The organism is Streptomyces sp. NPDC048659 (genome assembly GCF_040650575.1).
Lineage (GTDB): Bacteria > Actinomycetota > Actinomycetes > Streptomycetales > Streptomycetaceae > Streptomyces.
Window position 1 is genome coordinate 41,452 of sequence record NZ_JBEZHM010000050.1, and the last position, 22,363, is coordinate 63,814.

Annotated in this window: 25 protein-coding genes; 15 read left to right on the forward strand and 10 right to left on the reverse strand. The window is 72.6% G+C overall.

The genetic code is table 11. From position 1 onward, the window contains the following. Nucleotides 1-15: 15 nt before the first annotated feature. The gene (locus AB0C99_RS30295; RefSeq protein WP_362481779.1) at nucleotides 16-453 is read left to right on the forward strand and encodes a transcriptional repressor; all 438 of its coding nucleotides are present in this window, start codon (nucleotides 16-18) and stop codon (nucleotides 451-453) included. 10 nt (nucleotides 454-463) lie between these two features. After that, a complete protein-coding gene (locus AB0C99_RS30300) occupies nucleotides 464-1,429 on the forward strand; it encodes a glycine cleavage T C-terminal barrel domain-containing protein (RefSeq protein ID WP_362481783.1) in 966 nt (321 codons plus the stop codon). Between the two features lie 31 nt (nucleotides 1,430-1,460). Here AB0C99_RS30300 and dtd read toward each other — a convergent pair whose 3' ends face one another. Continuing rightward, nucleotides 1,461-1,886 carry a D-aminoacyl-tRNA deacylase gene (gene dtd, locus AB0C99_RS30305; RefSeq protein WP_362481786.1) on the reverse strand — a complete coding sequence of 142 codons (426 nt, stop codon included), beginning with the start codon at nucleotides 1,884-1,886 and terminating at the stop codon, nucleotides 1,461-1,463. Between the two features lie 139 nt (nucleotides 1,887-2,025). Between dtd and AB0C99_RS30310 the strand changes: the two genes are divergently transcribed. After that, entirely contained in the window at nucleotides 2,026-2,631 is a 606-nt protein-coding gene (locus AB0C99_RS30310) for an ABC transporter substrate-binding protein (RefSeq protein WP_362481788.1), read from the forward strand. A gap of 122 nt (nucleotides 2,632-2,753) precedes the next feature. Then, nucleotides 2,754-3,998, forward strand: a complete 1,245-nt coding sequence (locus AB0C99_RS30315) for a GNAT family N-acetyltransferase (RefSeq protein ID WP_362481790.1) — start codon at nucleotides 2,754-2,756, stop codon at nucleotides 3,996-3,998. A 92-nt stretch (nucleotides 3,999-4,090) separates the two neighbouring features. Here the strand turns inward: AB0C99_RS30315 and AB0C99_RS30320 are convergent, their stop codons facing one another. Continuing rightward, nucleotides 4,091-5,509: an MFS transporter gene (locus AB0C99_RS30320; protein WP_362481793.1), complete on the reverse strand. Its 1,419-nt coding sequence runs from the start codon at nucleotides 5,507-5,509 to the stop codon at nucleotides 4,091-4,093. Between the two features lie 139 nt (nucleotides 5,510-5,648). On the opposite strand from AB0C99_RS30320, the gene AB0C99_RS30325 reads away from it, so the two are divergent. The 4 genes from AB0C99_RS30325 (at nucleotide 5,649) to AB0C99_RS30340 (ending at nucleotide 7,594) form a co-directional block, all read left to right on the forward strand. Beyond that, nucleotides 5,649-6,134 (forward strand): MarR family winged helix-turn-helix transcriptional regulator, encoded by a 486-nt coding sequence (locus AB0C99_RS30325; RefSeq protein WP_362481795.1) that lies wholly within the window; start codon nucleotides 5,649-5,651, stop codon nucleotides 6,132-6,134. A gap of 76 nt (nucleotides 6,135-6,210) precedes the next feature. After that, complete coding sequence (locus AB0C99_RS30330; protein WP_362481798.1) at nucleotides 6,211-6,615, forward strand: helix-turn-helix transcriptional regulator; 405 nt, start codon at nucleotides 6,211-6,213, stop codon at nucleotides 6,613-6,615. A 21-nt stretch (nucleotides 6,616-6,636) separates the two neighbouring features. Continuing rightward, nucleotides 6,637-7,155, forward strand: a complete 519-nt coding sequence (locus AB0C99_RS30335) for a hypothetical protein (protein WP_362481801.1) — start codon at nucleotides 6,637-6,639, stop codon at nucleotides 7,153-7,155. 94 nt (nucleotides 7,156-7,249) lie between these two features. Continuing rightward, nucleotides 7,250-7,594 carry a DUF2516 family protein gene (locus AB0C99_RS30340; protein ID WP_362481804.1) on the forward strand — a complete coding sequence of 115 codons (345 nt, stop codon included), beginning with the start codon at nucleotides 7,250-7,252 and terminating at the stop codon, nucleotides 7,592-7,594. A 28-nt stretch (nucleotides 7,595-7,622) separates the two neighbouring features. On the opposite strand, the gene AB0C99_RS30345 is transcribed toward AB0C99_RS30340, so the two are convergent. The 3 genes from AB0C99_RS30345 to AB0C99_RS30355 all read right to left on the reverse strand — a co-directional run bounded on the left by AB0C99_RS30345 (nucleotide 7,623) and on the right by AB0C99_RS30355 (nucleotide 11,309). Then, nucleotides 7,623-8,858: a fused response regulator/phosphatase gene (locus AB0C99_RS30345; RefSeq protein WP_362481806.1), complete on the reverse strand. Its 1,236-nt coding sequence runs from the start codon at nucleotides 8,856-8,858 to the stop codon at nucleotides 7,623-7,625. A 314-nt stretch (nucleotides 8,859-9,172) separates the two neighbouring features. Beyond that, nucleotides 9,173-10,228 (reverse strand): NlpC/P60 family protein, encoded by a 1,056-nt coding sequence (locus tag AB0C99_RS30350; RefSeq protein WP_362481808.1) that lies wholly within the window; start codon nucleotides 10,226-10,228, stop codon nucleotides 9,173-9,175. 250 nt (nucleotides 10,229-10,478) lie between these two features. Next, nucleotides 10,479-11,309 carry a class I SAM-dependent methyltransferase gene (locus AB0C99_RS30355; protein WP_362481811.1) on the reverse strand — a complete coding sequence of 277 codons (831 nt, stop codon included), beginning with the start codon at nucleotides 11,307-11,309 and terminating at the stop codon, nucleotides 10,479-10,481. 272 nt (nucleotides 11,310-11,581) lie between these two features. Between AB0C99_RS30355 and mshA the strand changes: the two genes are divergently transcribed. Both mshA and AB0C99_RS30365 read left to right on the forward strand, forming a co-directional pair. Further along, nucleotides 11,582-12,940: a D-inositol-3-phosphate glycosyltransferase gene (gene mshA, locus AB0C99_RS30360; RefSeq protein WP_362481845.1), complete on the forward strand. Its 1,359-nt coding sequence runs from the start codon at nucleotides 11,582-11,584 to the stop codon at nucleotides 12,938-12,940. Continuing rightward, complete coding sequence (locus AB0C99_RS30365) at nucleotides 12,933-13,463, forward strand: YbjN domain-containing protein (protein WP_362481814.1); 531 nt, start codon at nucleotides 12,933-12,935, stop codon at nucleotides 13,461-13,463. Before mshA ends, AB0C99_RS30365 begins: the two co-directional genes overlap by 8 nt. A 34-nt stretch (nucleotides 13,464-13,497) precedes the next feature. On the opposite strand, the gene AB0C99_RS30370 is transcribed toward AB0C99_RS30365, so the two are convergent. Further along, nucleotides 13,498-14,841, reverse strand: coding sequence for an MFS transporter (locus tag AB0C99_RS30370; protein ID WP_362481817.1), 1,344 nt, complete (start codon nucleotides 14,839-14,841; stop codon nucleotides 13,498-13,500). Nucleotides 14,842-14,968: 127 nt separating this feature from the next. Between AB0C99_RS30370 and AB0C99_RS30375 the strand changes: the two genes are divergently transcribed. Next, entirely contained in the window at nucleotides 14,969-15,727 is a 759-nt protein-coding gene (locus AB0C99_RS30375; protein WP_362481820.1) for a phosphoglyceromutase, read from the forward strand. Here AB0C99_RS30375 and AB0C99_RS30380 read toward each other — a convergent pair. Continuing rightward, entirely contained in the window at nucleotides 15,639-16,106 is a 468-nt protein-coding gene (locus tag AB0C99_RS30380; RefSeq protein ID WP_362481848.1) for a ribosomal protein L7/L12, read from the reverse strand. The genes AB0C99_RS30375 and AB0C99_RS30380 overlap by 89 nt on opposite strands. Before the next feature lie 463 nt (nucleotides 16,107-16,569). Continuing rightward, nucleotides 16,570-17,589 (reverse strand): ParA family protein, encoded by a 1,020-nt coding sequence (locus tag AB0C99_RS30385; RefSeq protein WP_362481822.1) that lies wholly within the window; start codon nucleotides 17,587-17,589, stop codon nucleotides 16,570-16,572. Nucleotides 17,590-18,087: 498 nt separating this feature from the next. Here AB0C99_RS30385 and AB0C99_RS30390 point away from each other — a divergent pair, with 498 nt between their 5' ends. Continuing rightward, on the forward strand, nucleotides 18,088-18,441 hold the full coding sequence (locus AB0C99_RS30390) for a hypothetical protein (protein ID WP_362481825.1): 354 nt from the start codon (nucleotides 18,088-18,090) through the stop codon (nucleotides 18,439-18,441). A gap of 84 nt (nucleotides 18,442-18,525) precedes the next feature. Next, entirely contained in the window at nucleotides 18,526-19,020 is a 495-nt protein-coding gene (locus tag AB0C99_RS30395) for a GNAT family N-acetyltransferase (RefSeq protein ID WP_362481828.1), read from the forward strand. Nucleotides 19,021-19,071: 51 nt separating this feature from the next. Here AB0C99_RS30395 and AB0C99_RS30400 read toward each other — a convergent pair whose 3' ends face one another. After that, nucleotides 19,072-19,224 carry a hypothetical protein gene (locus tag AB0C99_RS30400; protein ID WP_362481831.1) on the reverse strand — a complete coding sequence of 51 codons (153 nt, stop codon included), beginning with the start codon at nucleotides 19,222-19,224 and terminating at the stop codon, nucleotides 19,072-19,074. A gap of 114 nt (nucleotides 19,225-19,338) precedes the next feature. Continuing rightward, the gene (gene phoU / locus AB0C99_RS30405; protein ID WP_362481834.1) at nucleotides 19,339-20,019 is read right to left on the reverse strand and encodes a phosphate signaling complex protein PhoU; all 681 of its coding nucleotides are present in this window, start codon (nucleotides 20,017-20,019) and stop codon (nucleotides 19,339-19,341) included. A gap of 301 nt (nucleotides 20,020-20,320) precedes the next feature. On the opposite strand from phoU, the gene AB0C99_RS30410 reads away from it, so the two are divergent. After that, nucleotides 20,321-21,622: an ATP-binding protein gene (locus AB0C99_RS30410; RefSeq protein WP_362481837.1), complete on the forward strand. Its 1,302-nt coding sequence runs from the start codon at nucleotides 20,321-20,323 to the stop codon at nucleotides 21,620-21,622. A gap of 31 nt (nucleotides 21,623-21,653) precedes the next feature. After that, a partial coding sequence (locus tag AB0C99_RS30415; protein ID WP_362481839.1) for a response regulator transcription factor occupies nucleotides 21,654-22,363 on the forward strand: 710 nt, incomplete at its 3' end.

The following is a 22,363-nucleotide window of genomic DNA, read 5'->3' on the forward strand; positions in this document are numbered from 1 at the left end:
CCTACACTGGGGGGCGTGGTGAGCACCGACTGGAAGAGCGACCTGCGGCAGCGCGGCTACCGGCTGACGCCCCAGCGCCAGCTTGTCCTGGAGGCCGTGGACGTGCTGGAGCACGCGACGCCCGACGACATCCTCGTGGAGGTCCGCAAGACCGCCGCCGGCGTCAACATCTCCACCGTCTACCGGACCCTGGAGCTCCTGGAGGAGCTCGGCCTGGTCAGCCACGCCCACCTCGGGCACGGCGCGCCGACCTACCACCTCGCCGACCGGCACCACCATCTCCACCTGGTCTGCCGGGACTGCACCGAGGTCATCGAGGCCGACGTCGAGGTCGCCGCCGACTTCACCGCGAAGCTCCGCCGGGACTTCGGCTTCGAGACCGACATGAAGCACTTCGCGATCTTCGGCCGCTGCCGGGACTGCGCCCGGAAGGCAGCCGGCGCCGAGTCGTAGTCTTGGGGACATGAAGAGCCCCCTGCTGTCCCTGCCCGGCGCCGTCCCCGCCGAGGGCCGTGACGAAGGCGTCGCCGCGCACTACGGCGATCTGTTCCGCGAGCAGCGGACCCTCGCCGACGGCACCGGATTCGTCGACCTCTCCCACCACGGCGTCATCACCGTCACCGGCGACGACCGGCTGAGCTGGCTGCACCTGCTGCTCACCCAGCACGTCAGCGACCTGCCGCCGGGGCAGGCCACCGAGGCGCTGATCCTCTCCGCGAACGGGCACATCGAGCACGCCCTGTACCTCGTCGACGACGGCGAGACGGTCTGGGCGCACGTCGAGCCCGGCACCCGCGCCGAGCTGGTCGGCTATCTGGAGTCGATGAAGTTCTTCTACCGGGTCGAGGTCGCCGACCGCACCGAGGACTTCGCCGTCGTGCACCTGCCGGCCGGTTCGGTCGCGGAGGCGCCCGAAGGTGTGGTCGTGCGCGAGACGGCGTACGGCCGGGACCTCTTCCTGCCGCGCGCCGACCTGGAGTCCTTCGCGGGTACGCACGGCCCGGCGGCCGGCATCCTCGCGTACGAGGCGCTGCGGGTCGAGGCGCACCGGCCCCGGCTCGGCTTCGAGACCGACCACCGCACGATCCCGCACGAGCTGGGGCTCATCCCCGGCGCCGTGCACCTCCAGAAGGGCTGCTACCGAGGCCAGGAGACCGTCGCCCGGGTGCAGAACCTGGGCAAGCCGCCGCGGCGCCTGGTCTTCCTGCACCTGGACGGCAGCGAGGTGCTGCTGCCCGGGCACGGCACGCCGGTGCGGCTCGCCGCGGACGGGGCGGAGGGGCGGCAGCTCGGCTTCGTCACGAGCTCGGCGCGCCACCACGAGCTGGGCCCGATCGCGCTGGCCCTGGTGAAGCGGAACGTGCCGGTCGACGCCGCGCTCGTGGTCGGGACGACCGCCGCCGCGCAGGAGACGGTCGTCGAGCCGTAGGCGCGGGGCCGCTGAACCCGAGCGGGCGGGGTCAGACCTCGATCAGGACCGTGAACGGGCCGTGGTTGGTGAGCGACACGCGCATGTCGGCACCGAAGCGGCCCGTCTCCACGCGCGCCCCGAGCCGCCGCAGCTGCTCGACGACCTCGTCGACGAGGGGCTCGGCGACCGGGCCGGGCGCCGCCGCGTTCCAGGTGGGGCGGCGGCCCTTGCGGGCGTCTCCGTAGAGCGTGAACTGGGAGATGACGAGCAGCGGCGCGTTCACGTCGGAGCAGGACTTCTCGTCCTCCAGCACCCGGACGGACCAGAGCTTTCTGGCCAATTGCGCCGCCTTCTCGGGGGTGTCGTCGTGGGTCACCCCGACCAGGACGCACAGCCCCTCGCCGACGATCTCTCCGACGGTCTCCCCTGCGACGACGACACGCGCGCCGTCCACCCTCTGCACCACTGCTCGCATGCGTACCAACCTACCGATCGTCCCGGCGGCCGAAGGAACGAGGGCCGAACGGGTGCAGACCGCCTGCGTCGGCCGGGGCCGGAGTGGCACCATGCCTGTCAGGCGGTGCGGTTCCGCACCGGTCGAGGGGACGAATCTCATGAGTGCACCTGGCACCGGGCACACGCCGTCCGGTCCCGTTCCGCTGTTCCGAACCGGCGGCGCCGTCGGGCGCCCGCCCGTGCAGCGGAGCGCCGAGCCCGACCGGCCGGAGCGGTCGCGGCCGGATCTCGGCGCGCTGCGCCTGCCCGAGCTGCGGGCGCTGCGCCGCGACGCGCAGGGCGACGAGGCGGACCTCAGCTACGTACGGCGGATGCTGCAGGGCCGGATCGACATCTTGCGTGCCGAGCTGGCACGGCGTAGCGACCCGGAGGCGCCGGTCCTGGACCGGCTGTCCGAGATCCTGGCCGACGCGCCGTCGCGGCACGGGGCGGCGGCCCGGTCGGCGCGGCACGTGACGCTGTCGACGCCGCGCAGCGAGGAGTACCGGCGGCTGGCCGCCGAGATGCTGTCCGAGGTCGAGCTGTCCGACCTGTCGGCCCGTACGGACGCCGAGCTGCACACGGCGATGGGGCGGCTGGCCGGGTACGAGCAGCAGGTCTCCCGGAGCCGGCAGGAGCTCCAGCACACCGCCGACGACTGCAGCGCGGAGATCGCCCGCCGCTACCGCGAGGGCGAGGCGCGGGTCGACGACCTGCTGGCCTGACGGGGCGGGCGCCGGGCCCTAGGTCCTGTCGTCACACTCCCGTCTGCCTCGCGACGACAGGCCCTCGCGCGGCCCGGAAAACCCGGGTGCGGAGGGCTCCGGGCGGCGCCTAGGTTGGCCGGATGAGCCTTGAGGTGCGTCCGATCGACGAGTCCGAGTTCCGCGCGTGGCTGCGGGCCATCCGGGTGGCCTTCCTCCACCCGCCCGTCGTGCCGGACGAGGAGGTCGCGGACAAGCTCCCGCACCACGGCCTCGCCCGGACCTTCGGCGCCTTCGACCGGGGCCGGCTGGTCGCCACCTTCCGCTCCTTCGACCAGGAGCTGAGCACCGTCGGCGGGGCCGTCCTCGCGGCGAACGCGGTCAGCGCCGTCACGGTCTCCCCGACCCACCGCAGGCGCGGGCTGCTCAGCCGGATGATGCGGGAGGACCTGGCGGCGGCGAAGGAGCGGGGCGCGGCCTGCGCGACGCTGATCGCCGCCGAGTACCCGATCTACGGGCGGTTCGGCTTCGGCCCGGCGAGCTGGGCGACCGAGTGGTCCGTCGACGTGGCCAGGGCCGGCCTCGATCCGCGCGGGCCGGGACCGGGCGCGGACGGCGGGGAGGTCGAGCTGACCGACGGCGCCGGGATCCGCGAGCTGGGCCCCGCGCTGCACCGGCGGCTGGCCGGGCGGCGGGCCGGGGTCACCGCGCGCACGCCCCGCAACTGGCAGCTCGTCACCGGCGGCGGCTTCCGCGCCAAGCCGTGGACCGAGCCGTACCACGCGCTGTACCGCGGGGCGTCGGGCGAGGTCGAGGGGTACGTGTCGTACACGGCCGAGGACAAGTGGACCGACGCGAACCAGCCGGACGGCCGGGTGAACGTGCGGGAGCTGGTGGCGGCCGGTGCGGAGGCGGAGCGGGCGCTGTGGCGGTTCGTGTGCGCGATCGACTGGGTGACCGAGGTGCGCTCGGGCGGGCGGGCCCCGGACGACCCGCTGCCGCTGCTGCTGCCCGATCCGCGGGCGGCGCGGGTGGTGACCCACTCGGACATGCTGTGGCTGCGGGTCCTCGACGTGCCGAAGGTGCTCGAACCGCGTACGTACGCGGCGGAGGGCGCGCTCGTCCTGGACGTGCGGGACGCGGCGGGCCTTGCGGGCGGGCGCTTCCGGCTGGACGCCTCGCCGAAGGGCGGCTCCTGCGCGCCGACCGGGGAGGCGCCGGACCTGGTGCTGGACGTGGCGGAGCTGGCGCGGCTGGCGCTGGGCGACGAGTCCGCGTCGCGGCTGGTGGCGCTGGGCCGGATCGAGGAGGCGGCGCCGGGCGCGGCGGCGCGGGCGGACCTGCTGCTGCGGTCCGCCCGGCGCGCGTGGACGCTGGACGTCTTCTGAGGCGTGCGCTTCTGGTCGCGAGCTTCTGAGCCGTCCGATTCCGGGCCGTGAGCTTCCGGGCCGTCTTCCGGGTCGTCTTCGGACCCGTCCGCTCAGGCCGCGACGGTGAGCTCGCTCGGCGCGGGCTTCGGGGCCCGGAGCAGGGCGAGGGCGAGGCCGAAGGCGACGACCAGCAGGGCGGCGCCGACCGCGAAGGCCAGGTGGTAGCCGCCGGTGAGGGCCTCGGCGGCGGGGCGGCCGGCGGCGGTGAGGGTCTCGGTGCGGGCGGCGGCCAGGGTGGACAGGACCGCGATGCCGAGGGCCATGCCGATCTGCTGGGTGGTGTTGAAGAGGCCGGAGGCGAGGCCCGCGTCGGCCTCGTCGGCGCCGGACATGCCGAGCGCGGTCAGCGCGGGCAGGGCGAGTCCGAACCCGGCGGCGAGCAGCATCGGGGGCAGCAGGTCGACGGCGTACGAGGCGTGGACGGGCAGCCGGGCGAGCAGGACGAGCATCGCGACGAGCAGGGCGAGGCCGGTGAGCAGGACGTTGCGCTCGCCGAAGCGGGTGATCAGGCGGGCCGAGAGGCCGAGCGAGACGAGCCCGACGACGGCGGCGGCGGGCAGCATCCCGAGCCCGGTCTCGGCGGCGCCGTAGCCGAGGACCCGCTGCATGTGGAGGGCGACCAGCACCTGGAAGGAGAACAGGGCGGCGACCATCAGCATCTGGACCAGGTTGGCGGCGGCGACGCGGCGGGAGCGCAGGACGCGCAGCGGCAGCAGCGGGTCGGCGGCGGTGGCCTGGCGGCGGAGGAAGCCGGCGAGCAGGGCGAGGGCGAGGGCGCCGAGGCCGAGGGTGCGGGCGGAGCCGGCGCCGTGCTCCTCGATGCCGACGACCGCGTAGATGCCGGTCATGAGGCCGGAGGTGACGAGCAGGGCGCCGAGCAGGTCGGCCCGGCCGCGGCTGGGCGCGGGGCGGTCGGCGGGCAGCGCGGGGAGGGCGACGAGGAGGGCGGCGAGGCCGATGGGGAGGTTGATGAAGAAGATCCAGTTCCAGGCGAGCGCGTCGGTGAGGACGCCGCCGAGGACCTGTCCCAGGGAGGCGCCGGCCGCGCCGGTGAAGCTGAACACGGCGATGGCGCGGGCGCGTTCGCGGGGTTCGGTGAAGAGGGTGACGAGGATGCCGAGGCCGACGGCGGAGGCCATGGCGCTGCCGACACCCTGGAGGAAGCGGGCGGCGATGAGGACGGCGGGGGAGGCGGCGAGTCCGGCGAGGACGGAGGCGGCGGTGAAGAGCCCGGTCCCGGCGAGGAAGACGCGCTTGCGGCCGATGAGGTCGCCGAGGCGGCCGGCGAGCAGCAGCAGGGCGCCGAAGGCGATCAGGTAGGCGTTGACGATCCAGCTGAGGCCGGCGGGGGAGAAGCCGAGGTCGTTCTGGATGGCGGGCATGGCGACGGTGACGATGCTGCCGTCGAGGATCGTCATCAGCATGCTGGTGGCGAGGACGGCGAGGGCGGTCCAGCGTGAGGCGGGCATGACGGTGCCTCCCTTTCGGGGCGGTGATGGCGCGGGGAGCGGACTCGGTGACGCCGACCGGCGCCGAGATAGAACGCTAACAGATAGTTCCGTTGCAGACTATCTATCTCGGTCGGTCTTCCTGGGTACCCTGGTCCGTATGACCTCCATGGCGCCCACCCGCACCGAGCCCGACCTCTCCTACCTCCTCGACCACACCAGCCACGTCCTGCGGACGCGGATGGCCGCCCGGCTCGGCGAGATCGGCCTCACCGCCCGGATGCACTGCGTCCTGGTCCACGCGCTGGAGCAGGAGCGCACCCAGGCGCAGCTCGCCGAGATCGGCGACATGGACAAGACGACGATGGTGGTGACCGTCGACGCCCTGGAGAAGGCGGGCCTGGCCGAACGCCGCCCGTCCAGCACGGACCGCCGCGCCCGCATCATCGCGGTCACCGAGAAGGGCGCGCGGGTCGCGAAGGAGAGCCAGCGGATCGTCGACTCGGTCCACGAGAACGCCCTGACCTCCCTCCCCGCCCCGGCCCGCGAGGCCCTCCTCCACGCCCTGGACCTGCTGGCCACCGGCCACCTGGAAACCCCGGACCAGGGCCCCCACAACGCCCGCCGCGCGAGGCAGTCGCAGTGACCGGCGGGCCCGCTGTGACGGAACTATTGCAAGCGGCTGCTTGCAATAGTTAGCGGGGGCTGGCAGGGTCTGGGGTATGGCATCGCTCAACGTCGGCAATCTTGGTGAGTACCTCCGTGAACAGCGGCGCACCGCGCAGCTGTCGCTGCGGCAGCTCGCCGAGGCCGCGGGCGTGTCCAATCCGTATCTGAGTCAGATCGAGCGAGGGCTGCGCAAGCCCAGCGCCGAGGTGTTGCAGCAGGTCGCCAAGGCGCTGCGGATCTCCGCCGAGACGCTGTACGTGCGGGCCGGGATCCTCGACGAGAAGGAGCGGGACGAGCTGGAGACGCGCGCCGTCATCCTGGCCGACCCGTCGATCAACGAGCGGCAGAAGCAGGTGCTGCTCCAGATCTACGACTCCTTCCGCAAGGAGAACGCCGCCGAGGCCGCGCAGGCCGCCGAGCAGCAGGCGCACCAGCCGCCGCAGCCCACCGAGACGTAAACCTCCGGGAGGACCACGACCATGGCCATCATCGACGAACTCCGCACCCCCCTCTACTTCGCCGCCGGCACCGCCGACCTCGCCGTCCAGCAGGCCAGGAAGGTCCCCGGCCTGATCGAGCAGATCGCCGCCGAGGCCCCGTCCCGGATCGAGGCCGTCAAGAAGACGGACCCGAAGGCGGTCCAGGAGAAGGCGCAGGCGAAGTTCGCCGAGCTCGTGGGCGGTCTCGACACCGACCTGAAGAAGCTGGGCGAGCAGGCCCAGGACCTGGCCCTGCGCGGTGTCGGCGTCGCCGCCGAGTACGCCGTCAAGGCGCGCGAGAAGTACGAGGAGCTCGCCGCCCACGGCGAGGAGACCGTCAAGGCGTGGCGCGGCGAGACCGCCGAGGAGGTCACCGAGATCTCCGTCGTCGTCGAGCCGGTGTCCGAGCCGGAGCCGGTGTCGGAGCCGGTGGCCGCCGCCGAGGCCAAGCCCGCCCGCAAGCCCGCCGCCCGCAAGGCGCCCGCCAAGAAGGCCGCCGCCGCCGAAGGTGCCGAGTAGCAGCGGGGCCGGGCACTAATCGCCGTGTCCCGGGCGTTGTAACGGGTACCTTGACCGCGAGGCGCTCTCTCCACTCACCTAGGCGGTGCACAGCATGTTGCGCGAAGGATTCGACTCGGCTCTGGGGCTGGTCGTCAGGCTGGTCTTCCTCGGCTTCGCCGTCGCCCCCCTCGTGTTCGCCGCGATGGCGCGCGAGGACGCCTTCCGCGCGGCGGAGAAGCAGACCAAGAAGTTCTGGCTGATCCTGCTCGGCGCCAACCTGGTCATCAACCTGTTGCTGCCGATCCTCTTCCTCCAGATCGCCGGCCTCATCGCCGCCATCGTCTTCATGGTCGACGTCCGCCCCGCGCTCCGCGCGGTCTCCGGCGGCGGAGGCGGCAGGCGCGGCGGCGGCTCCAGCAGCGACGGGCCGTACGGCCCGTACAACGGCGGGCGCTAGCCCCACTCCCGCTCAGGTCCCGGTGGCGTCAGCCCCGGGGCCTGACCCGTTCCAGGGCCAGGACGGCCACGTCGTCCGTCAGCTCGCCGCCGTTCAGCGCCCGCACCTCCGTGACCGCCGCGTCCAGCAGCTCCTCGCCGCGCAGCCCCGCCGCGAGCTGCCGGTTGATCATCTCGACCATCCCGTCCTGCCCGAGCCGCGGCGAACCGGGCCCCGCCGAGCGGCCCTCGATCAGCCCGTCCGTGTACATCAGCAGGCTCCAGGCCGCGCCCAGCTCCACCTGGCGGCGCGGCCAGCGCGCGTGCGGCAGCAGCCCGAGCGCCGGGCCCCCGGCCTCGTACGGCAGCAGCCGGGCCATGCTGCCGTGCCGCGCGATCAGCGGCGCCGGGTGCCCGGCCAGGCACAGCCCGGCCCGCCGCCCGTCGGGCGCGATGTCCACCGTGCACAGGGTCGCGAAGATCTCCTCGCTCTCCCGCTCGTGCTCCAGGACCCGCTGCATCGTGGACAGCAGCTCGTCCCCGCACAGCCCCGCGAAGGTCAGCGCCCGCCAGGCGATCCGCAGCTCCACGCCGAGCGCCGCCTCGTCGGGGCCGTGCCCGCAGACGTCGCCGATCATGGCGTGGACCGTGCCGTCCGGTGTGCGCACGGTGTCGTAGAAGTCGCCGCCGAGCAGCGCCCGGGACCTGCCGGGCCGGTAGCGCGCGGCGAACCGCAGCTCGGAGCCCTCAAGAAGCGGCGTGGGCAGCAGCCCGCGCTCCAGGCGCGCGTTCTCCTGGGCCCGCAGCCGCGACTCGGCCAGCTTCACCTGGACCGCGTCGGCGCGCTTGCGCTCCACGGCGTAGCGGATCGCGCGGCTCAGCAGCCGCCCGTCGAGCTCCTCGCGGAACAGGTGGTCCTGGGCCCCGACCCGTACCGCCTCGGCCGCCAGCTCCGCGTCCGCCGAGGCGGCCAGCGCGAGGACGGCGTGGCGCGGGGCGAGCCGCAGGAGGTGCCGCAGCGGCGCCAGCGGGTCGTCGTCGGCGCCGCGGGGCGCGGGCAGCGCGAGGTCGACGAGCACGCAGTGCACGTCGTCGGTGAGCAGCCGCTCGGCCTCGGTGAGGTTGCGGGCGGTACGGACGCGGACCCGGGTGCCGACGGCGTCGAGCAGCTCGGGTACGGCGAGGGCGCCCGCCGGGTCGTCCTCGACGACCAGGAGCGTGAGCTCGGCGGCGGTGCCTGGTGCCGGGAGAGAATCGATTCTCTGCCGCGGTACGGGTACGGGCATCGGTCTGGGTTTCCTTCCCTCCCCCCGAGGGCCGGGGACCGACCATAGCGGTACCGCCCGGCGCGGCGGAACGGGCGATCGCCCGCCGGACCGGAGTTCCGGGGGCGGGCGCGGCGGCCCGCGCCGTGGCATATGCCGCGGATGGGGAGGTAGTCGCACGCGGGCGGCCCGGCGGGGGCGGACGGCGCCGCGCCCGGCGGCTCCCGCCCCTCCCCGGCGCGATGAGAAACGTCACTGCGCCCGCGCGGCCGTGAGACCGCGAGGGAGCCCCGCCAGCCCGCCGGGACGGGCGGCGGCTACGGCCACCGCCACCGCTACGGCCGCACCACGCCCAGGATCTCCATCGAGCCGGCGCCCGCGACCGTCACGTTCCGCCCGGGGCGGGGCGCGTGCACGATCGCGCCGTTGCCGACGTACATCCCGATGTGGCTCGCGTCCTTGAAGTAGACGATCAGGTCGCCGGGCCGCATGTCCTTGATGTCGACGTGCGGCAGCAGCCGCCACTGCTCCTGCGAGGTGCGCGGGATCGGGCGGCCCGCGCTGCCCCAGGCGCGCTGGGTGAGCCCCGAGCAGTCGTACGAGTCCGGGCCCTCGGCCCCCCACACGTACGGCTTGCCGATCTGCGAGGTCGCGAACTGCACCGCCCGCTTGCCCTCGGGGGTCGTCGCGCTGCTCAGGCCCTTGAGGATGCCGGAGCCGACCCAGGCGGTCTGCGCCCGGTACTGCTCCTGCTCCTCCAGGGCCAGCAGCCGGGCCCGCTCCTCGGCGGCGAGCTCGGACTCCAGCTTCTTGGCGGCGGCGATCTTGTCGTTGATCTCCTTCTTCGCCTTGGCCTGCTTGAGGCGGTTGGCCTCCAGCTTGGTCCAGTTGACGCTGGCGTCCTTGGCGTAGGCGGTGAGGTCCTCCTGGGTGCGGGTCATCTCGCCGAGCAGGTCCCGGGTGGCCTTCTGGCCCTCCTTCAGGCGGCCCGCGTTGTCCAGGAACAGCTGGGGGTCGTCCGTCAGCACGAACTGCGCGCCCTCCGGCAGCCCGCCGTTGCGGTACTGGGCGCGGGCGGCGGCGCCGGCCCTGGCCTTGAGGTCCTCGATCTTCTCGTTGCCGACGACGATCATCCGGGCCAGCTTCACGATCTCGCCGGACTGCTCGTCGGCCTTCTCCTCGGCGAGGTTGTACGCGTCGGTGGCGACGGCGGCCTGCCGGTAGAGCCCGTCGATCTCCTTGCGGACCTCTTCGAGGGTCTTCTTCGGCTGGCTCGGCGGCGCCGGCGGCAGCGGGGCCGCGGCGGCCTGGAGGGTGAGGGCGGGTGAGGCCAGCACCGTCAGGGCGCAGACCACGGTGATCGTGGTGATGGCGTGGCGGTGTCGGTTCACAGGCTCCCCCTCTGGCGGCCCACATCGATGGCCTGGTCGATGGCCGAAATCTGATTTACCGTCAGTAACTTAGTCGTGACCTTGGTGATGGTGCCACGAGGGCGCCGAAAGCGACAGGGGAACGCGGGACCTGGCGGTGCGCTTCCCCGACTCCCCCCACGGTTGACGATCGTTTCGCCGTCCACGTTCCCCGCACCGCGCGGAACGCAGGCGGAATACGGGCAGAATACGGGCGCAATACGGGCGGTCTTCAGGCGGAGTTAGGCGTTCCGTAGCCGGCCAGGCCGCCGTCCCGCGGAGCCAGCGCCTCCCAACGGACCGTCACCTCGCCCTGCCGCCACCGCCGCGGACCGTCCGTCAGCGGCCAGTCACCGGCCAGTTCGCGGACCGAGCGGATCCAGCGCTGCCGGGCGCCGAGCGAGGCGTACGGGGCAGCCGCCGCCCACGCCCGGTCGAAGTCCCGCAGGAAGGCGTGCACCGGCTCGCCCGGCACGTTCCGGTGGATCAGCGCCTTCGGCAGCCGCTCCGCCAGGTCGGACGGGCGGTCCAGCGAACCCAGCCGGGTGGCGAACGTCACGGTCCGCGGCCCGCCCCGGCCGAGCGCCACCCACACGTGCCGCCGCCCGATCTCGTCGCAGGTCCCCTCCACCAGCAGCCCCTCGGGCGCGAGCCGCCCGCACAGGCGCGCCCAGACGGCGGCGACCTGGTCCTCGTCGTACTGGCGCAGCACGTTCGCGGCCCGGATCAGGGCCACCTCGCCCGCCACCGGCACCTCGAAGCCGCCGTGCCGGAAGGCGAGCCCCTCGCGCTCGTACGGCTTGGCGGCGGCGACCCGGGCGGGCTCGATCTCCACCCCGACGACCCGGGCGCGGGGGTCGGCGGTGCGCAGCCGGGCCAGCAGCTCGACGGCGGTCCAGGGCGCGGCCCCGTACCCGAGGTCCACGGCGACGGGCGCGCCGGCCGAACGCCGCAGCGCCGGCCCGTGCACGGCCGCGATCCAGCGGTCCTGGCGGCGCAGGCGGTTCGGGTTGGTGGTCCCGCGGGTGATCGTGCCGACGGGGCGGGTGGTGCGGGGGGCCATGCCACGAGCGTACGGGGTGGGTCCGGCGCCCCTCGGCCCCGAGCCGCCCGCCGAGCCCGGCCCCGCCGAGCGCGCGCCTCCCGAGCCCGCCCCCCAACCCCGTAATGAATTGGCAAAGCAGCCGGGGGCCGGGAAATGAAATCCGCCATTCCGGTGTTCTGCCCGCTGGAGGGTGGTGACCACGCCCTCCCTCTGCCATGCCATGCAGGCCATGCGTGTCATGTCAGGCACGCCATGCCATGCACGCCATGCCCGACAGCGGAAGGACCGCCGTGAGCCAGTACGTGTCCCGGTTCGCCGGCACCCTGGCGGCGCCGCCCCGGCTCCGGCTTCCCGGCCGGCACCGCAGCCCGCGCCGCGTGGCCATGCTCAGCGTCCACACCTCCCCCCTGCACCAGCCCGGCACGGGCGACGCGGGCGGCATGAACGTCTACATCGTCGAGCTCGCCAAGCGCCTCGCCGCCATCAACATCGAGGTCGAGATCTTCACCCGGGCCACCACCGGCGGCCTCGCCCCGGTCGTCGAGCTCGCCCCCGGGGTGCTCGTCCGGCACGTGGACGCGGGCCCGTACGAGGGGCTCGCCAAGGAGGAGCTGCCGGCCCAGCTGTGCGCCTTCACGCACGGCGTGATGCAGGCGTGGGCGGGGCACCGGCCCGGCCACTACGACCTGGTCCACTCCCACTACTGGCTCTCCGGCCACGTCGGCTGGCTCGCCGCCGAGCGCTGGGGCGTCCCGCTCGTGCACGCCATGCACACCATGGCCAAGGTCAAGAACGCCGCTCTCGCCGAGGGCGACACCCCCGAGCCCGCCGCCCGCGTGATCGGCGAGACCCAGATCGTCGAGGCGGCCGACCGGCTGATCGCCAACACCGCCGAGGAGGCGGACGAGCTCGCCCGCTTCTACGAGGCCGACCCCGCCAAGATCGCCGTCGTGCACCCGGGTGTGAACCTGGACCACTTCCGCCCCGCCGACGGGCGCGCCGCCGCCCGCGCCCGGCTCGGGCTGCCCGCCGACGCCTTCATCCCCGTCTTCGCGGGCCGCATCCAGCCGCTGAAGGCCCCGGACATCCTGCTGCGCGCGGCGGCCGTGCTGCTCGACCGCGACCCCTCGCTGCGCTCGCGCATGGTCGTCCCGGTCGTCGGCGGCCCGAGCGGCAGCGGGCTCGCCAAGCCCGAGGGGCTCCAGAAGCTGGCCGCGAAGCTGGGCATCGGCGACATCGTCCGCTTCCACCCGCCGGTCGGGCAGGAGCGGCTCGCGGACTGGTTCCGGGCCGCGAGCGTGCTGGTCATGCCCTCGTACAGCGAGTCCTTCGGCCTGGTCGCCATCGAGGCGCAGGCGGCCGGCACCCCGGTCGTCGCGGCGGCGGTGGGCGGCCTGCCCGTGGCCGTACGGGACGAGGTCACCGGCTTCCTGGTGCAGGGCCACGACCCGGCGGACTACGCGCGGGCGCTCGGCCGGTTCGCCGACGACCCGGCGCTGACCGCGTCGATGGGCGCGGCGGCGGCCCGGCACGCCGGTTCGTTCGGCTGGGACACGGCCGCCTCCGGGACCGCCGACGTGTACACGGCGGCGATGCACGACCACCGCCTGAAGGAGCAGCGGCGTCGCGTACGCTCGCACCATGGCTGAGGCTCAGGCGGCGGGGGGCGGGCGGTCCGCCGCGACCGCCGCGATCATCGAGGGCACGTTCAAGGACGCGGAGCTGGAGTGGGAGTCGCCCGAGGCGGGCTCCTACGTGGTCAAGCTCCCCGGCACCCGCAAGCTGTTCACGACCCTGTCGCTGCGGGTCGGCCGCCACTCCCTCTCGCTCAACGCCTTCGTGATCCGGCACCCGGACGAGAACGAGGCGGGTGTCCACCGCTGGCTCCTGGAGCGGAACCTCAAGCTGTACGGGGTGGGGTACGCGATCGACGCCCTCGGCGACGTCTACCTGGCGGGCAAGCTCCCGCTGGCGGCCGTGACGCCGGAGGAGCTGGACCGGCTGCTGGGCTCGGTCCTGGAGGCGGCGGACGGCGACTTCAACACGCTGCTGGAGCTGGGCTTCGCGTCGGCGATCCGGCGCGAGTACGAGTGGCGGGTGTCGCGCGGGGAGTCGACGCGCAACCTGGACGCGTTCCGGAACCTGACGGAGAAGGGCCGCCCGACGGGCTGACCCTTCTCCGGGGACGGTGCGTACGTACGTACGGTCAGGGGGAGGCGACCTTGTCGGCGGCAGCAGGGGCAGCAGGGGCAACGGGAGCAACAGCGGCAACAGGAGCAACGGGGGAAACGGACGCCCCCGAGTCCGTACCGCCACCCACCCGAGCACCCTCCGCCCCGGCGAGCGCGCCCCGCAGCAGGGTCTGGTAGCCGAGCGCGGCGACGGCGCCGATCACGCCGCAGGCGATCCACAGCACGTCCGGGCCGGGCCCGTCGACGATGAGGCCCGCCAGGATCGGCGCGACGAATCCGGCGAGGGCCCAGGACATCCCCATCACGCCCTGGTAGCGCCCGCGGGCGTGCTCCGGGGCGAGCAGGGCGGTGGCGGCGGCGTTGGTGGGGACGTGGACCATCTCGCCGATCGTCCAGACGACGACGGTGGCGGCGAAGGCGACGGAGGAGCCGGCCAGCGCGGTGGCGCCGGTGCCGAGGGCGAAGAGCAGCGAGGAGACGGTCAGCAGCAGCACGGGGGAGCGCTTGTCCGTGTACTTGTTGACGAGGAGCTGGAAGACGACGATCACGATGCCGTTGACGGCGATGACGACACCGTAGGCGGAGGGCTTGAGGCCCTCGCCGGCCATGGTGAGCGGCAGGCCGATCCAGGGGGCCGTGAAGACGAGGCAGACCAGCAGGTTGAGCAGGACCAGGGTGCGGAAGGGCGCGTCGCGCAGGACGGCGAGGATGCCGACCTTCTCCTCGGCGACGGCCTTGCCGGTCACCTGGTCGACCTCGGCCGCGGGCCGGGTCTCGGGCAGCCGCAGGAAGACGATCAGGGCGCAGAGCGCGGTGGCGGTCGCGTCGGCGACGAAGAGGGCGTGGTAGCCGAGGACGATCGCGGCGCCGCCGCCGATGGCGGCGATGGCGAAGCCGAGGTTGAGGGCCCAGTAGTTGAGGGCGTAGGCGCGGCGGACGTCGTGCGCGGGGACCATGTCGGCGATGGCGGCGTTGATGGCGGGGCGCACGCCCTGCATGGCGATGCCCATCAGCAGGACGACGGCGGCGACGCCCCAGGCGCTGGTGACGAAGGCGAGCATCAGGGCGCAGGTGGCGGCGGCCAGGTGCATGGTCACCATGGTGGGGCGGCGGCCCCAGCGGTCGGTGAGGTAGCCGCCGAGCGGGGAGCCGGCGACGCCGCCGAGGCCGTGGAGGGCGACGACGAGTCCGGCGAACCAGGCGGAGTGCCCGAGCTCGGTGGTGAGGTAGAGGGAGAGGAAAGTGAGGACGAAAGCCCCGGTCCGGTTGACCAAGGTCGACAGCCAGAGCCACCAGAAGCCGGGCGGAAGTCCCGCCGTCTGGGCTTGTGCCGATCGGATGAGTGAAGAGATCGACATGTGAGCCCGCCCCCTGGGTGTTACGTAAGTGTCGCTTTCCGGGAGTGAAACTTACGCATCTCATACGCCGGACGCCAGTGAATTGACGGCGCGCGTCAATCGGCGGGTGTCGTTTAGGCTCGGACGCATGGCCGACGCACCGTACAAGCTGATCCTCCTCCGCCACGGCGAGAGCGAGTGGAACGAGAAGAACCTGTTCACCGGCTGGGTGGACGTGAACCTCACCGCGAAGGGCGAGAAGGAGGCGGCGCGCGGCGGAGAGCTGCTGAAGGACGCCGGCCTGCTGCCCGACGTGCTGCACACCTCCCTCCAGAAGCGCGCGATCCGCACCGCCCAGCTCGCGCTGGAGTCCGCGGACCGCCACTGGATCCCGGTCCACCGCTCGTGGCGCCTGAACGAGCGCCACTACGGCGCCCTCCAGGGCAAGGACAAGGCGCAGACGCTCGCCGAGTTCGGCGAGGAGCAGTTCATGCTGTGGCGCCGCTCGTACGACACCCCGCCGCCGCCGCTGGCCGACGACAACGAGTACTCCCAGGCCCACGACGCCCGCTACGCGTCGATCCCGCCGGAGCTGCGCCCGCAGACGGAGTGCCTGAAGGACGTCGTGGAGCGGATGCTCCCGTACTGGTACGACGGCGTCGTCCCGGACCTGCTGGCCGGCCGCACGGTCCTGATCGCCGCCCACGGCAACAGCCTGCGCGCCCTGGTCAAGCACCTGGACGGCATCTCGGACGCGGACATCGCGGGCCTGAACATCCCGACCGGCATCCCGCTGGCCTACGAGCTGGACGAGAACTTCAAGCCGCTGAAGCCGGGCGGCACGTACCTGGACCCGGACGCCGCCGCCGCGGCGATCGAGGCCGTGAAGAACCAGGGCAAGAAGTAACTCTTACCCACGAAGAAGCCCCCTTCCTGCGGTTTCTCCGCAGGAAGGGGGCTTCTTCGTGGGCTGGGGCCGTCTGTGGGCCGTCAGGGGGATGGGGCCGCGCTCTCGTCGGTCTCCGGTTCCTCCCGGCTTCGGCCCGGGCGCCGGCGCTTCGCAGCACGGCGACGGCATCGTCGGCGTCGTCCTGAGGCCAGGACTTCATGACGGTGACGGGAACCTGCCGCGTGAGCACCCGGCTGTGCCAGAGGCTGAGTCCCGTCAGCCGACGCACGGCCTGGACCACGTCCATCTCGCGTGGCCCGCACTTGAGGAGTACGACATCGTAGGCCCGCTCAGCGCAGATCAAGGTGACGTACACGGTCTCGTCCCCGTCATCCATCACGTCCCCCGGTTCCTCGGTGACGGGGAGCGTATGCGCCCTCGAAGACGTCGGCCACGGCTTTTCGCGTGCGCTCCCGGCTGCTCGGCATGAGGTGGGCGTACACCCGCAGTGTCAGGCCGGGGTCGGAGTGTCCTTCGGCCCGCTCCGCCCCCGCTGCGCCGACGCCCGCCCCTGCAAGAAGGGATAGGCCCGAAAGCATGAGTCCGCGCCCCAACGGCCGCCGGCTCCTCAGGTCCCCGACATGCCTCCGGCGGGGGCGCTGAGGCTCCGGGATGGGAGGGGCCTGCGGGCGGGTGCCGGCCGGTGGGTCGACGGCAGACGGGATGGAAGTTGGGGTAGGAGGTGAGTAGGTAGGGGGATTCGTACCCGCGAGACCCCACTCGCCTGACCGAAGAAGACGGTCATGGTTCAGTCGAACGTGATCGTCCTTGTTGGGTGAAGGCTGCTTGTGAGCGCAGGCCTACAGCATCGACGTCAGATCGTTCATAGCTGCGACGCAGTTCAGCCTGTAGTCCTCGTGGACTGAGACGCGGTGCCCCATCACGTCGAGGCGACCGGCCTGGAGGGCGTACAGCGGGCACCCCCGCGCAAAGGCGACAACGCCGGTCGTCTGGAAGTCACGAATGTCCACCACACCCTTCGAGCGCTCGTCGAAGGTGAAGATCTCCGGGTTGCTCTGCAGCAACTTGCCTACGTCGCCGTCGATGGAGCGCAGCACGGCCGCGTAAGCGGATGCGGGGCCCATGTACTGAGTGAGGCGATTCTTGGCGATCGCATGTACTCGCGGGAGTTCACGGTCCGCCGCCTTGAGGCGGGTGGCGAATGCGTAGGTGGCGTAAATGTCAGAGGGGAGCTTCAGGCCGTAGACAAGGGAGAAGGCGTTCTGAATGGCTCGACGAGAAGAGTCGTCAGCCATGACAGGCAGGATCAGGCGGTCCACTGCAGACAGAGCGATCTGCGTGTAGATCGAGAAGCTCGGGTTGCAGTCGACAAAGATGGTGTCGTACTGGTCTCGGATGGGCGCCAGGAGATCCTGGATCCAGTCGATGACCGACAGCCACGCATTCGTTCCCGGAATCTGGTTGTTGGCCAGCGTGGAGATCGCGTTTGCCTGGAGCTCCAGGAGAGGGTCGCCGCAGACCAGGTCGATGTTCTCCGGCACAGCCTGGTTGTACTGGCTGGGGGTCGTTACGAAGTCCATCGGGGAGAAGTTGGGCGGGGAGTAGGGCGACGGAAGCCTCTGCTGGAAGTAGCCGCCGATCGTCGCTCGCGGCATTTCTCCCTGGCGGGCGAGGAGCTTGCCGCTGCCGTCGTTCGCGAGCCCCCCCAGGAAGAGTTCGGACAGGTTGGCCTGCGGGCAGACATCGATCGCCAGGATCCGCTCGTCGGGGTGCTGGTGGGCGTAGAAGCAGATGGACTGAAAGCACAGGCTCGTCTTGCCGGTGCCGCCCTTATTGTTCCAGAACGCGTATACGGCCACGAGAGACCTCCATTCGTCGGTTGAGGACAGTCTAGCGTCTAGATGCGCCGTTGGCACATCCAGAAATGACGCACGATCGTCAATCGTGTCTCCCGTTGGTGAGGTGGCGAGGTGAGCCTTCTCCGGATATGTCCCTGTCCGCCGTCTCTGGCAGGGCCGTCTATGGGCCGTGGAAGGGCAGCCGACGGCGGCCAAGGGTGACAATCGGCGTCCGCTCGACCGCAGGTCAGGTGCCGTCTGTCAGGCACCGTCCCAGGTCGGATCAAGAACCAGGGCAAGTAGTCCTGACACACGCGCGAAGGGCCCCCTCCCCACGGTGTACGCCGCCGGGGAGGGGGCCCTCGTCGTGACCCAGGGGAACGGCCGGACGGGTGAGGGCGAAACCTTCCGGCCGGCCGGATCGGCATGGACGGGGCCGTGGGGGAGCAGTGGTGCGGTCGGGCGTCCGTTCCGGTCGGCGCCCGTCCGCATCCCGCACCTCACGGAACGAGAACCCCTGTGCGTCTCCGGCACTCCCTCGCCGCCGCTTGCGGCGCCCTCGCCCTGACGGCCGCCCTGGCCACCCCCGCCCACGCCGCCACCGGCGCCTTCCACTACAAGGTCGTCGGCCTGGACGGCAGGCCCGTGCCGGTCACGCTCCAGGACCCCGAGAGCGGCCGGTGCCTCGTGCTGCCCGAGGTCGCGGACCCCGGCGCCTCGGAGCCGGCCTTCGCCCCGCACAACGACACCGACGAGTACGCGATCGTCTTCACGGGACCGGACTGCGGCGGCGACCACTGGACCCTGAGCCCGCACGGGCGCCCCGCCTCCGACCGCCTGAAGCTCCGCTCGGTCGCCTTCCTCGGCACGTGAGGGAAGCCCGTAAGGGAAGGGCCCCCGGGGACGGGGGCCCTTATTCCGATGCGGTCCGGCCGCCCCTTGGCTACCGTCCGGCCCATGAACAGCACGTCACCGCGCCTCGAAGCCGTCACCCCCGCCAACGTCGACGCAGCCCTCGCCCTGCGCGTCCACCCGCACCAGACCGAGAACGTCGCCCCCGTCGCCCACTCCCTCGCCGAGGCGTACGCGCACGGCGAGACCGCCTGGCCCCGGCTGGTGTTCGACGGGGAGGAGCTCGTCGGGTTCCTGATGGCGTTCGTCGACATCCAGTGGAACCCGGCGAAGGACCCGGCCGACCGGCGCAGCGGGCTGTGGCGCCTGAACATCGGCGCCGAACACCAGGGCAAGGGATACGGCCGCTTCGCCGTGGACGCCGTGCGCGAGGAGCTGGCGCGGCGCGGGGCGCGCGAGATGTACGTGAGCTGGGAGCCGGGGGAGCACGGCCCCGGCGACTTCTACCGCCGGCTCGGCTTCGAGGAGACCGGCGAGACCAGCGGCGGCCAGACCGTCGGCGTCCTCGGCATCGGCCCCGGCGGCGCCCAGGGCGCCTGAGGCCGGTGCCCGGGGCCGGGCCCCGCCCGGTCGGCGGGGCCCGGCCTCAGGTCAGCCGGAGCAGCCCCCGCACTGGCAGGGCCCGCCGGACTGGCAGCCGCAGCCGCAGCCCGAGCCGCAGCCGCAGGCGCCGAGGACGGGCAGGAACCGCGCGTCGCGCGGGATCTCCTGCTGGGGGTCGGTGGTCGGAGCGGATTCGGCCATGGGGTCCCTCCCTGGAAGGCGTACCTCGCCTCTTCCCCGTGCATGCCCAGGGAATGCCCGCGCCACGGGGCGCACCGACGGCGCACTGGTGTGCGACCCCCGCCTCCGTACGGCTTACGCGCCCTCGACCGGCGACTCCGCCGGCTGGAGCTCGTCCGCGTGCTCGCCCGTCACCAGGTACACCACGCGCTTGGCCACCGACACCGCGTGGTCGGCGAAGCGCTCGTAGTAGCGGCCCAGCAGCGTCACGTCGACGGCCGTCTCTATGCCGTGGCTCCAGCGGTCGTCGATCAGGTGCTGGAAGAGCGTCCGGTGCAGCAGGTCCATCTCGTCGTCGTCCTGCTCCAGCTGGAGTGCCAGGTCGACGTCCTTGGTGATGATGACCTCCGCCGCCTTCGCCATCAGGCGCTGGGCGAGCTGCCCCATCTCCAGGATCGTGGCGTGCAGGTCGTTCGGCACCGCGCGGTCCGGGAAGCGCAGCCGGGCCAGCTTCGCCACGTGCTGGGCCAGGTCGCCCGAGCGCTCCAGGTCCGCGCTCATCCGCAGCGAGGTGACCACGATCCGCAGGTCCGTCGCCACCGGCTGCTGCCGGGCGAGCAGGGCTATCGCGCGGGCCTCCAGGTCGTGCTGGAGGTCGTCGACCCGCTGGTCGGCGGCGATGACGCTCTCCGCCAGCTTCAGGTCCGCGTCCAGCATCGCCGTCGTGGCGCGCCCGATCGCCGACCCGACCAGGCGGGCCATCTCGACCAGGCCCTCGCCGATCGAGTCAAGTTCCTCGTGGTACGCGTCACGCATGGATGTCCCTCTCTACCTCTACGACGACCGGAGTCGGCTCTCTGACCGGGACCGGCTCCGCGGCCGGGATCGGGTGGGCTCGGACTCCCACGCTCCCACGTTCGGCCCCGTACGCGTCGGGATCCACCCCCTCACATGAACCGGCACCGTCACCCAGGTGAACTCTGGGCGACGCGCGGCGCGATGCCCACCCGAGCAAATGAACCAGCACCGTCCCCATGGTGAACTCTGGGCGACGACTGTTCGAGCAGCCACTCGGACGGCTGGGAGAGTGTCGGCGGACCCGCATAACCTGGATGCCATGGACGTGAACGCGGCGGTCGCCGCATTGGCCGCTATCGCCGGAGTGTGCACCGGCGTGATCGCCATGCTGGCGTTCCGCTGGAGCGAGCGCGACCAGACGAGACCCACCCGTACCTCCCTGCACACCGACGCCGTGCTCCCGCCCGGCGTCGACACCGTGCTGTCCGTGCTGCGCTCCTCCGCGGTCGTCCTCGACGAGAGCGACTCGGTGGTCAAGGCCAGCTCGGCGGCGTACGCCCTCGGCCTGGTCCGGGGCGGCAAGCTGGCCGTGGAGCCCATGCTCAACATGGCCCGCGACACCCGCAGGGACGGGGAGATACGGCAGGTCGAGCTCGACCTGCCGCGGCGCGGCACGGGACGCGGCGAGGCCCTCGCCGTCTCCGCCCGGGTCGCCCCGCTGGGTTCCCGCCTGGTCCTGCTGCTCGTCGAGGACCTGACCGAGGCGCGCCGCATCGAGGCGGTGCGGCGCGACTTCGTGGCCAACGTGAGTCATGAGCTCAAGACTCCCGTAGGCGCCCTCTCGCTGCTCTCCGAGGCCGTCATGGACGCCTCGGACGACCCCGAGGCGGTCACCCGCTTCGCCGGCCGGATGCAGATCGAGGCCACCCGCCTCACCAACCTCGTACAGGAGCTCATCGACCTCTCCCGGGTGCAGAACGACGACCCGCTGGAGGACTCCGAGCCGGTGCGGGTGGACGAGCTGGTCGCCGAGGCGATCGACCGCTCCCGCCACACCGCGTCCACCAAGCAGATCACCATGGCCTCCGGCGGCACCGCCGACCTGCACGTCTGGGGCAGCCGAGGCCAGCTCGCCGCCGCCCTGGGCAACCTCGTCGAGAACGCCGTCAACTACTCGCCGGCCCGTACGCGGGTCGGCATCGCCGCCCGCCGCGTCGCGGCACCCGGCGGCGACCTGATCGAGATAGCCGTGACCGACCAGGGCATCGGCATCTCGGAGAAGGACCGCGAGCGGGTCTTCGAGCGGTTCTACCGCGTCGACCCGGCCCGCTCCCGCGCCACCGGAGGTACGGGGCTCGGCCTGGCCATCGTCAAGCACGTGGCCGCCTCGCACGGCGGGGAGGTCACGGTCTGGAGCACCGAAGGCCAGGGCTCCACCTTCACCCTGCGGCTGCCCGAGGCGGGCGCCGCGCGGCGGAACCGCGGGTCCGCCGCCGAGGCCGGCGCCGCCCCGGACCTCGACACCGATTTCGACCCGGACTTCGACACGGAGTTCGGCGCGGAGTTCGACACCGCCCCCGGCACCTCCGCCTCCGCCTCTCCCACACCCCCGCTCTCATGACCGAACCGCTCCCCGCCCCGGAGGTCCTTCCGTGACCCGAGTGCTTGTCGTCGAGGATGAGGAATCCTTCAGCGACGCCCTGTCCTACATGCTCCGCAAGGAGGGTTTCGAGGTCGCCGTCGCGGCGACCGGGCCCGACGGCCTCGACGAGTTCGAGCGCAACGGAGCGGACCTCGTCCTCCTCGACCTGATGCTGCCGGGGCTGCCCGGCACCGAGGTGTGCCGCCAGCTGCGCGGCCGCTCGAACGTCCCGGTCATCATGGTGACCGCCAAGGACAGCGAGATCGACAAGGTCGTCGGCCTGGAAATAGGAGCCGACGACTACGTGACGAAGCCCTTCTCCTCGCGGGAGCTGGTCGCCCGCATCCGCGCGGTCCTGCGCCGCCGCGGCGAGCCGGAGGAGGTCACCCCCGCGGCCCTGGAGGCCGGCCCGGTCCGCATGGACGTGGACCGGCACGTGGTCACCGTCGCGGGCGGCAAGGTCGACCTGCCGCTGAAGGAGTTCGACCTCCTGGAGATGCTGCTGCGCAACGCGGGCCGCGTCCTCACCCGGATGCAGCTGATCGACCGCGTCTGGGGCGCGGACTACGTGGGCGACACGAAGACCCTCGACGTCCACGTGAAGCGCCTCCGCGCCAAGATCGAGACGACGGATACGGCGGATACAGCGAATATGGCGGACACGCGCACGGGGGTCCGGCGGCCCGGTCACGAGCGGGTGCGGCGGAGTTACGACACCGT

What these genes read in the sequence shown, in the direction of transcription:
- AB0C99_RS30300 (WP_362481783.1), top strand. Translation starts at nt 464, where the DNA reads ATGAAGAGCCCCCTGCTGTCCCTGCCCGGCGCCGTCCCCGCCGAGGGC.
- dtd (WP_362481786.1), bottom strand. Translation starts at nt 1,886, where the DNA reads ATGCGAGCAGTGGTGCAGAGGGTGGACGGCGCGCGTGTCGTCGTCGCA.
- AB0C99_RS30310 (WP_362481788.1), top strand. Translation starts at nt 2,026, where the DNA reads ATGAGTGCACCTGGCACCGGGCACACGCCGTCCGGTCCCGTTCCGCTG.
- AB0C99_RS30315 (WP_362481790.1), top strand. Translation starts at nt 2,754, where the DNA reads ATGAGCCTTGAGGTGCGTCCGATCGACGAGTCCGAGTTCCGCGCGTGG.
- AB0C99_RS30320 (WP_362481793.1), bottom strand. Translation starts at nt 5,509, where the DNA reads ATGCCCGCCTCACGCTGGACCGCCCTCGCCGTCCTCGCCACCAGCATG.
- AB0C99_RS30325 (WP_362481795.1), top strand. Translation starts at nt 5,649, where the DNA reads ATGACCTCCATGGCGCCCACCCGCACCGAGCCCGACCTCTCCTACCTC.
- AB0C99_RS30330 (WP_362481798.1), top strand. Translation starts at nt 6,211, where the DNA reads ATGGCATCGCTCAACGTCGGCAATCTTGGTGAGTACCTCCGTGAACAG.
- AB0C99_RS30335 (WP_362481801.1), top strand. Translation starts at nt 6,637, where the DNA reads ATGGCCATCATCGACGAACTCCGCACCCCCCTCTACTTCGCCGCCGGC.
- AB0C99_RS30340 (WP_362481804.1), top strand. Translation starts at nt 7,250, where the DNA reads ATGTTGCGCGAAGGATTCGACTCGGCTCTGGGGCTGGTCGTCAGGCTG.
- AB0C99_RS30345 (WP_362481806.1), bottom strand. Translation starts at nt 8,858, where the DNA reads ATGCCCGTACCCGTACCGCGGCAGAGAATCGATTCTCTCCCGGCACCA.
- AB0C99_RS30355 (WP_362481811.1), bottom strand. Translation starts at nt 11,309, where the DNA reads ATGGCCCCCCGCACCACCCGCCCCGTCGGCACGATCACCCGCGGGACC.
- AB0C99_RS30365 (WP_362481814.1), top strand. Translation starts at nt 12,933, where the DNA reads ATGGCTGAGGCTCAGGCGGCGGGGGGCGGGCGGTCCGCCGCGACCGCC.
- AB0C99_RS30370 (WP_362481817.1), bottom strand. Translation starts at nt 14,841, where the DNA reads ATGTCGATCTCTTCACTCATCCGATCGGCACAAGCCCAGACGGCGGGA.
- AB0C99_RS30375 (WP_362481820.1), top strand. Translation starts at nt 14,969, where the DNA reads ATGGCCGACGCACCGTACAAGCTGATCCTCCTCCGCCACGGCGAGAGC.
- AB0C99_RS30380 (WP_362481848.1), bottom strand. Translation starts at nt 16,106, where the DNA reads ATGGATGACGGGGACGAGACCGTGTACGTCACCTTGATCTGCGCTGAG.
- AB0C99_RS30395 (WP_362481828.1), top strand. Translation starts at nt 18,526, where the DNA reads ATGAACAGCACGTCACCGCGCCTCGAAGCCGTCACCCCCGCCAACGTC.
- AB0C99_RS30400 (WP_362481831.1), bottom strand. Translation starts at nt 19,224, where the DNA reads ATGGCCGAATCCGCTCCGACCACCGACCCCCAGCAGGAGATCCCGCGC.
- phoU (WP_362481834.1), bottom strand. Translation starts at nt 20,019, where the DNA reads ATGCGTGACGCGTACCACGAGGAACTTGACTCGATCGGCGAGGGCCTG.
- AB0C99_RS30410 (WP_362481837.1), top strand. Translation starts at nt 20,321, where the DNA reads ATGGACGTGAACGCGGCGGTCGCCGCATTGGCCGCTATCGCCGGAGTG.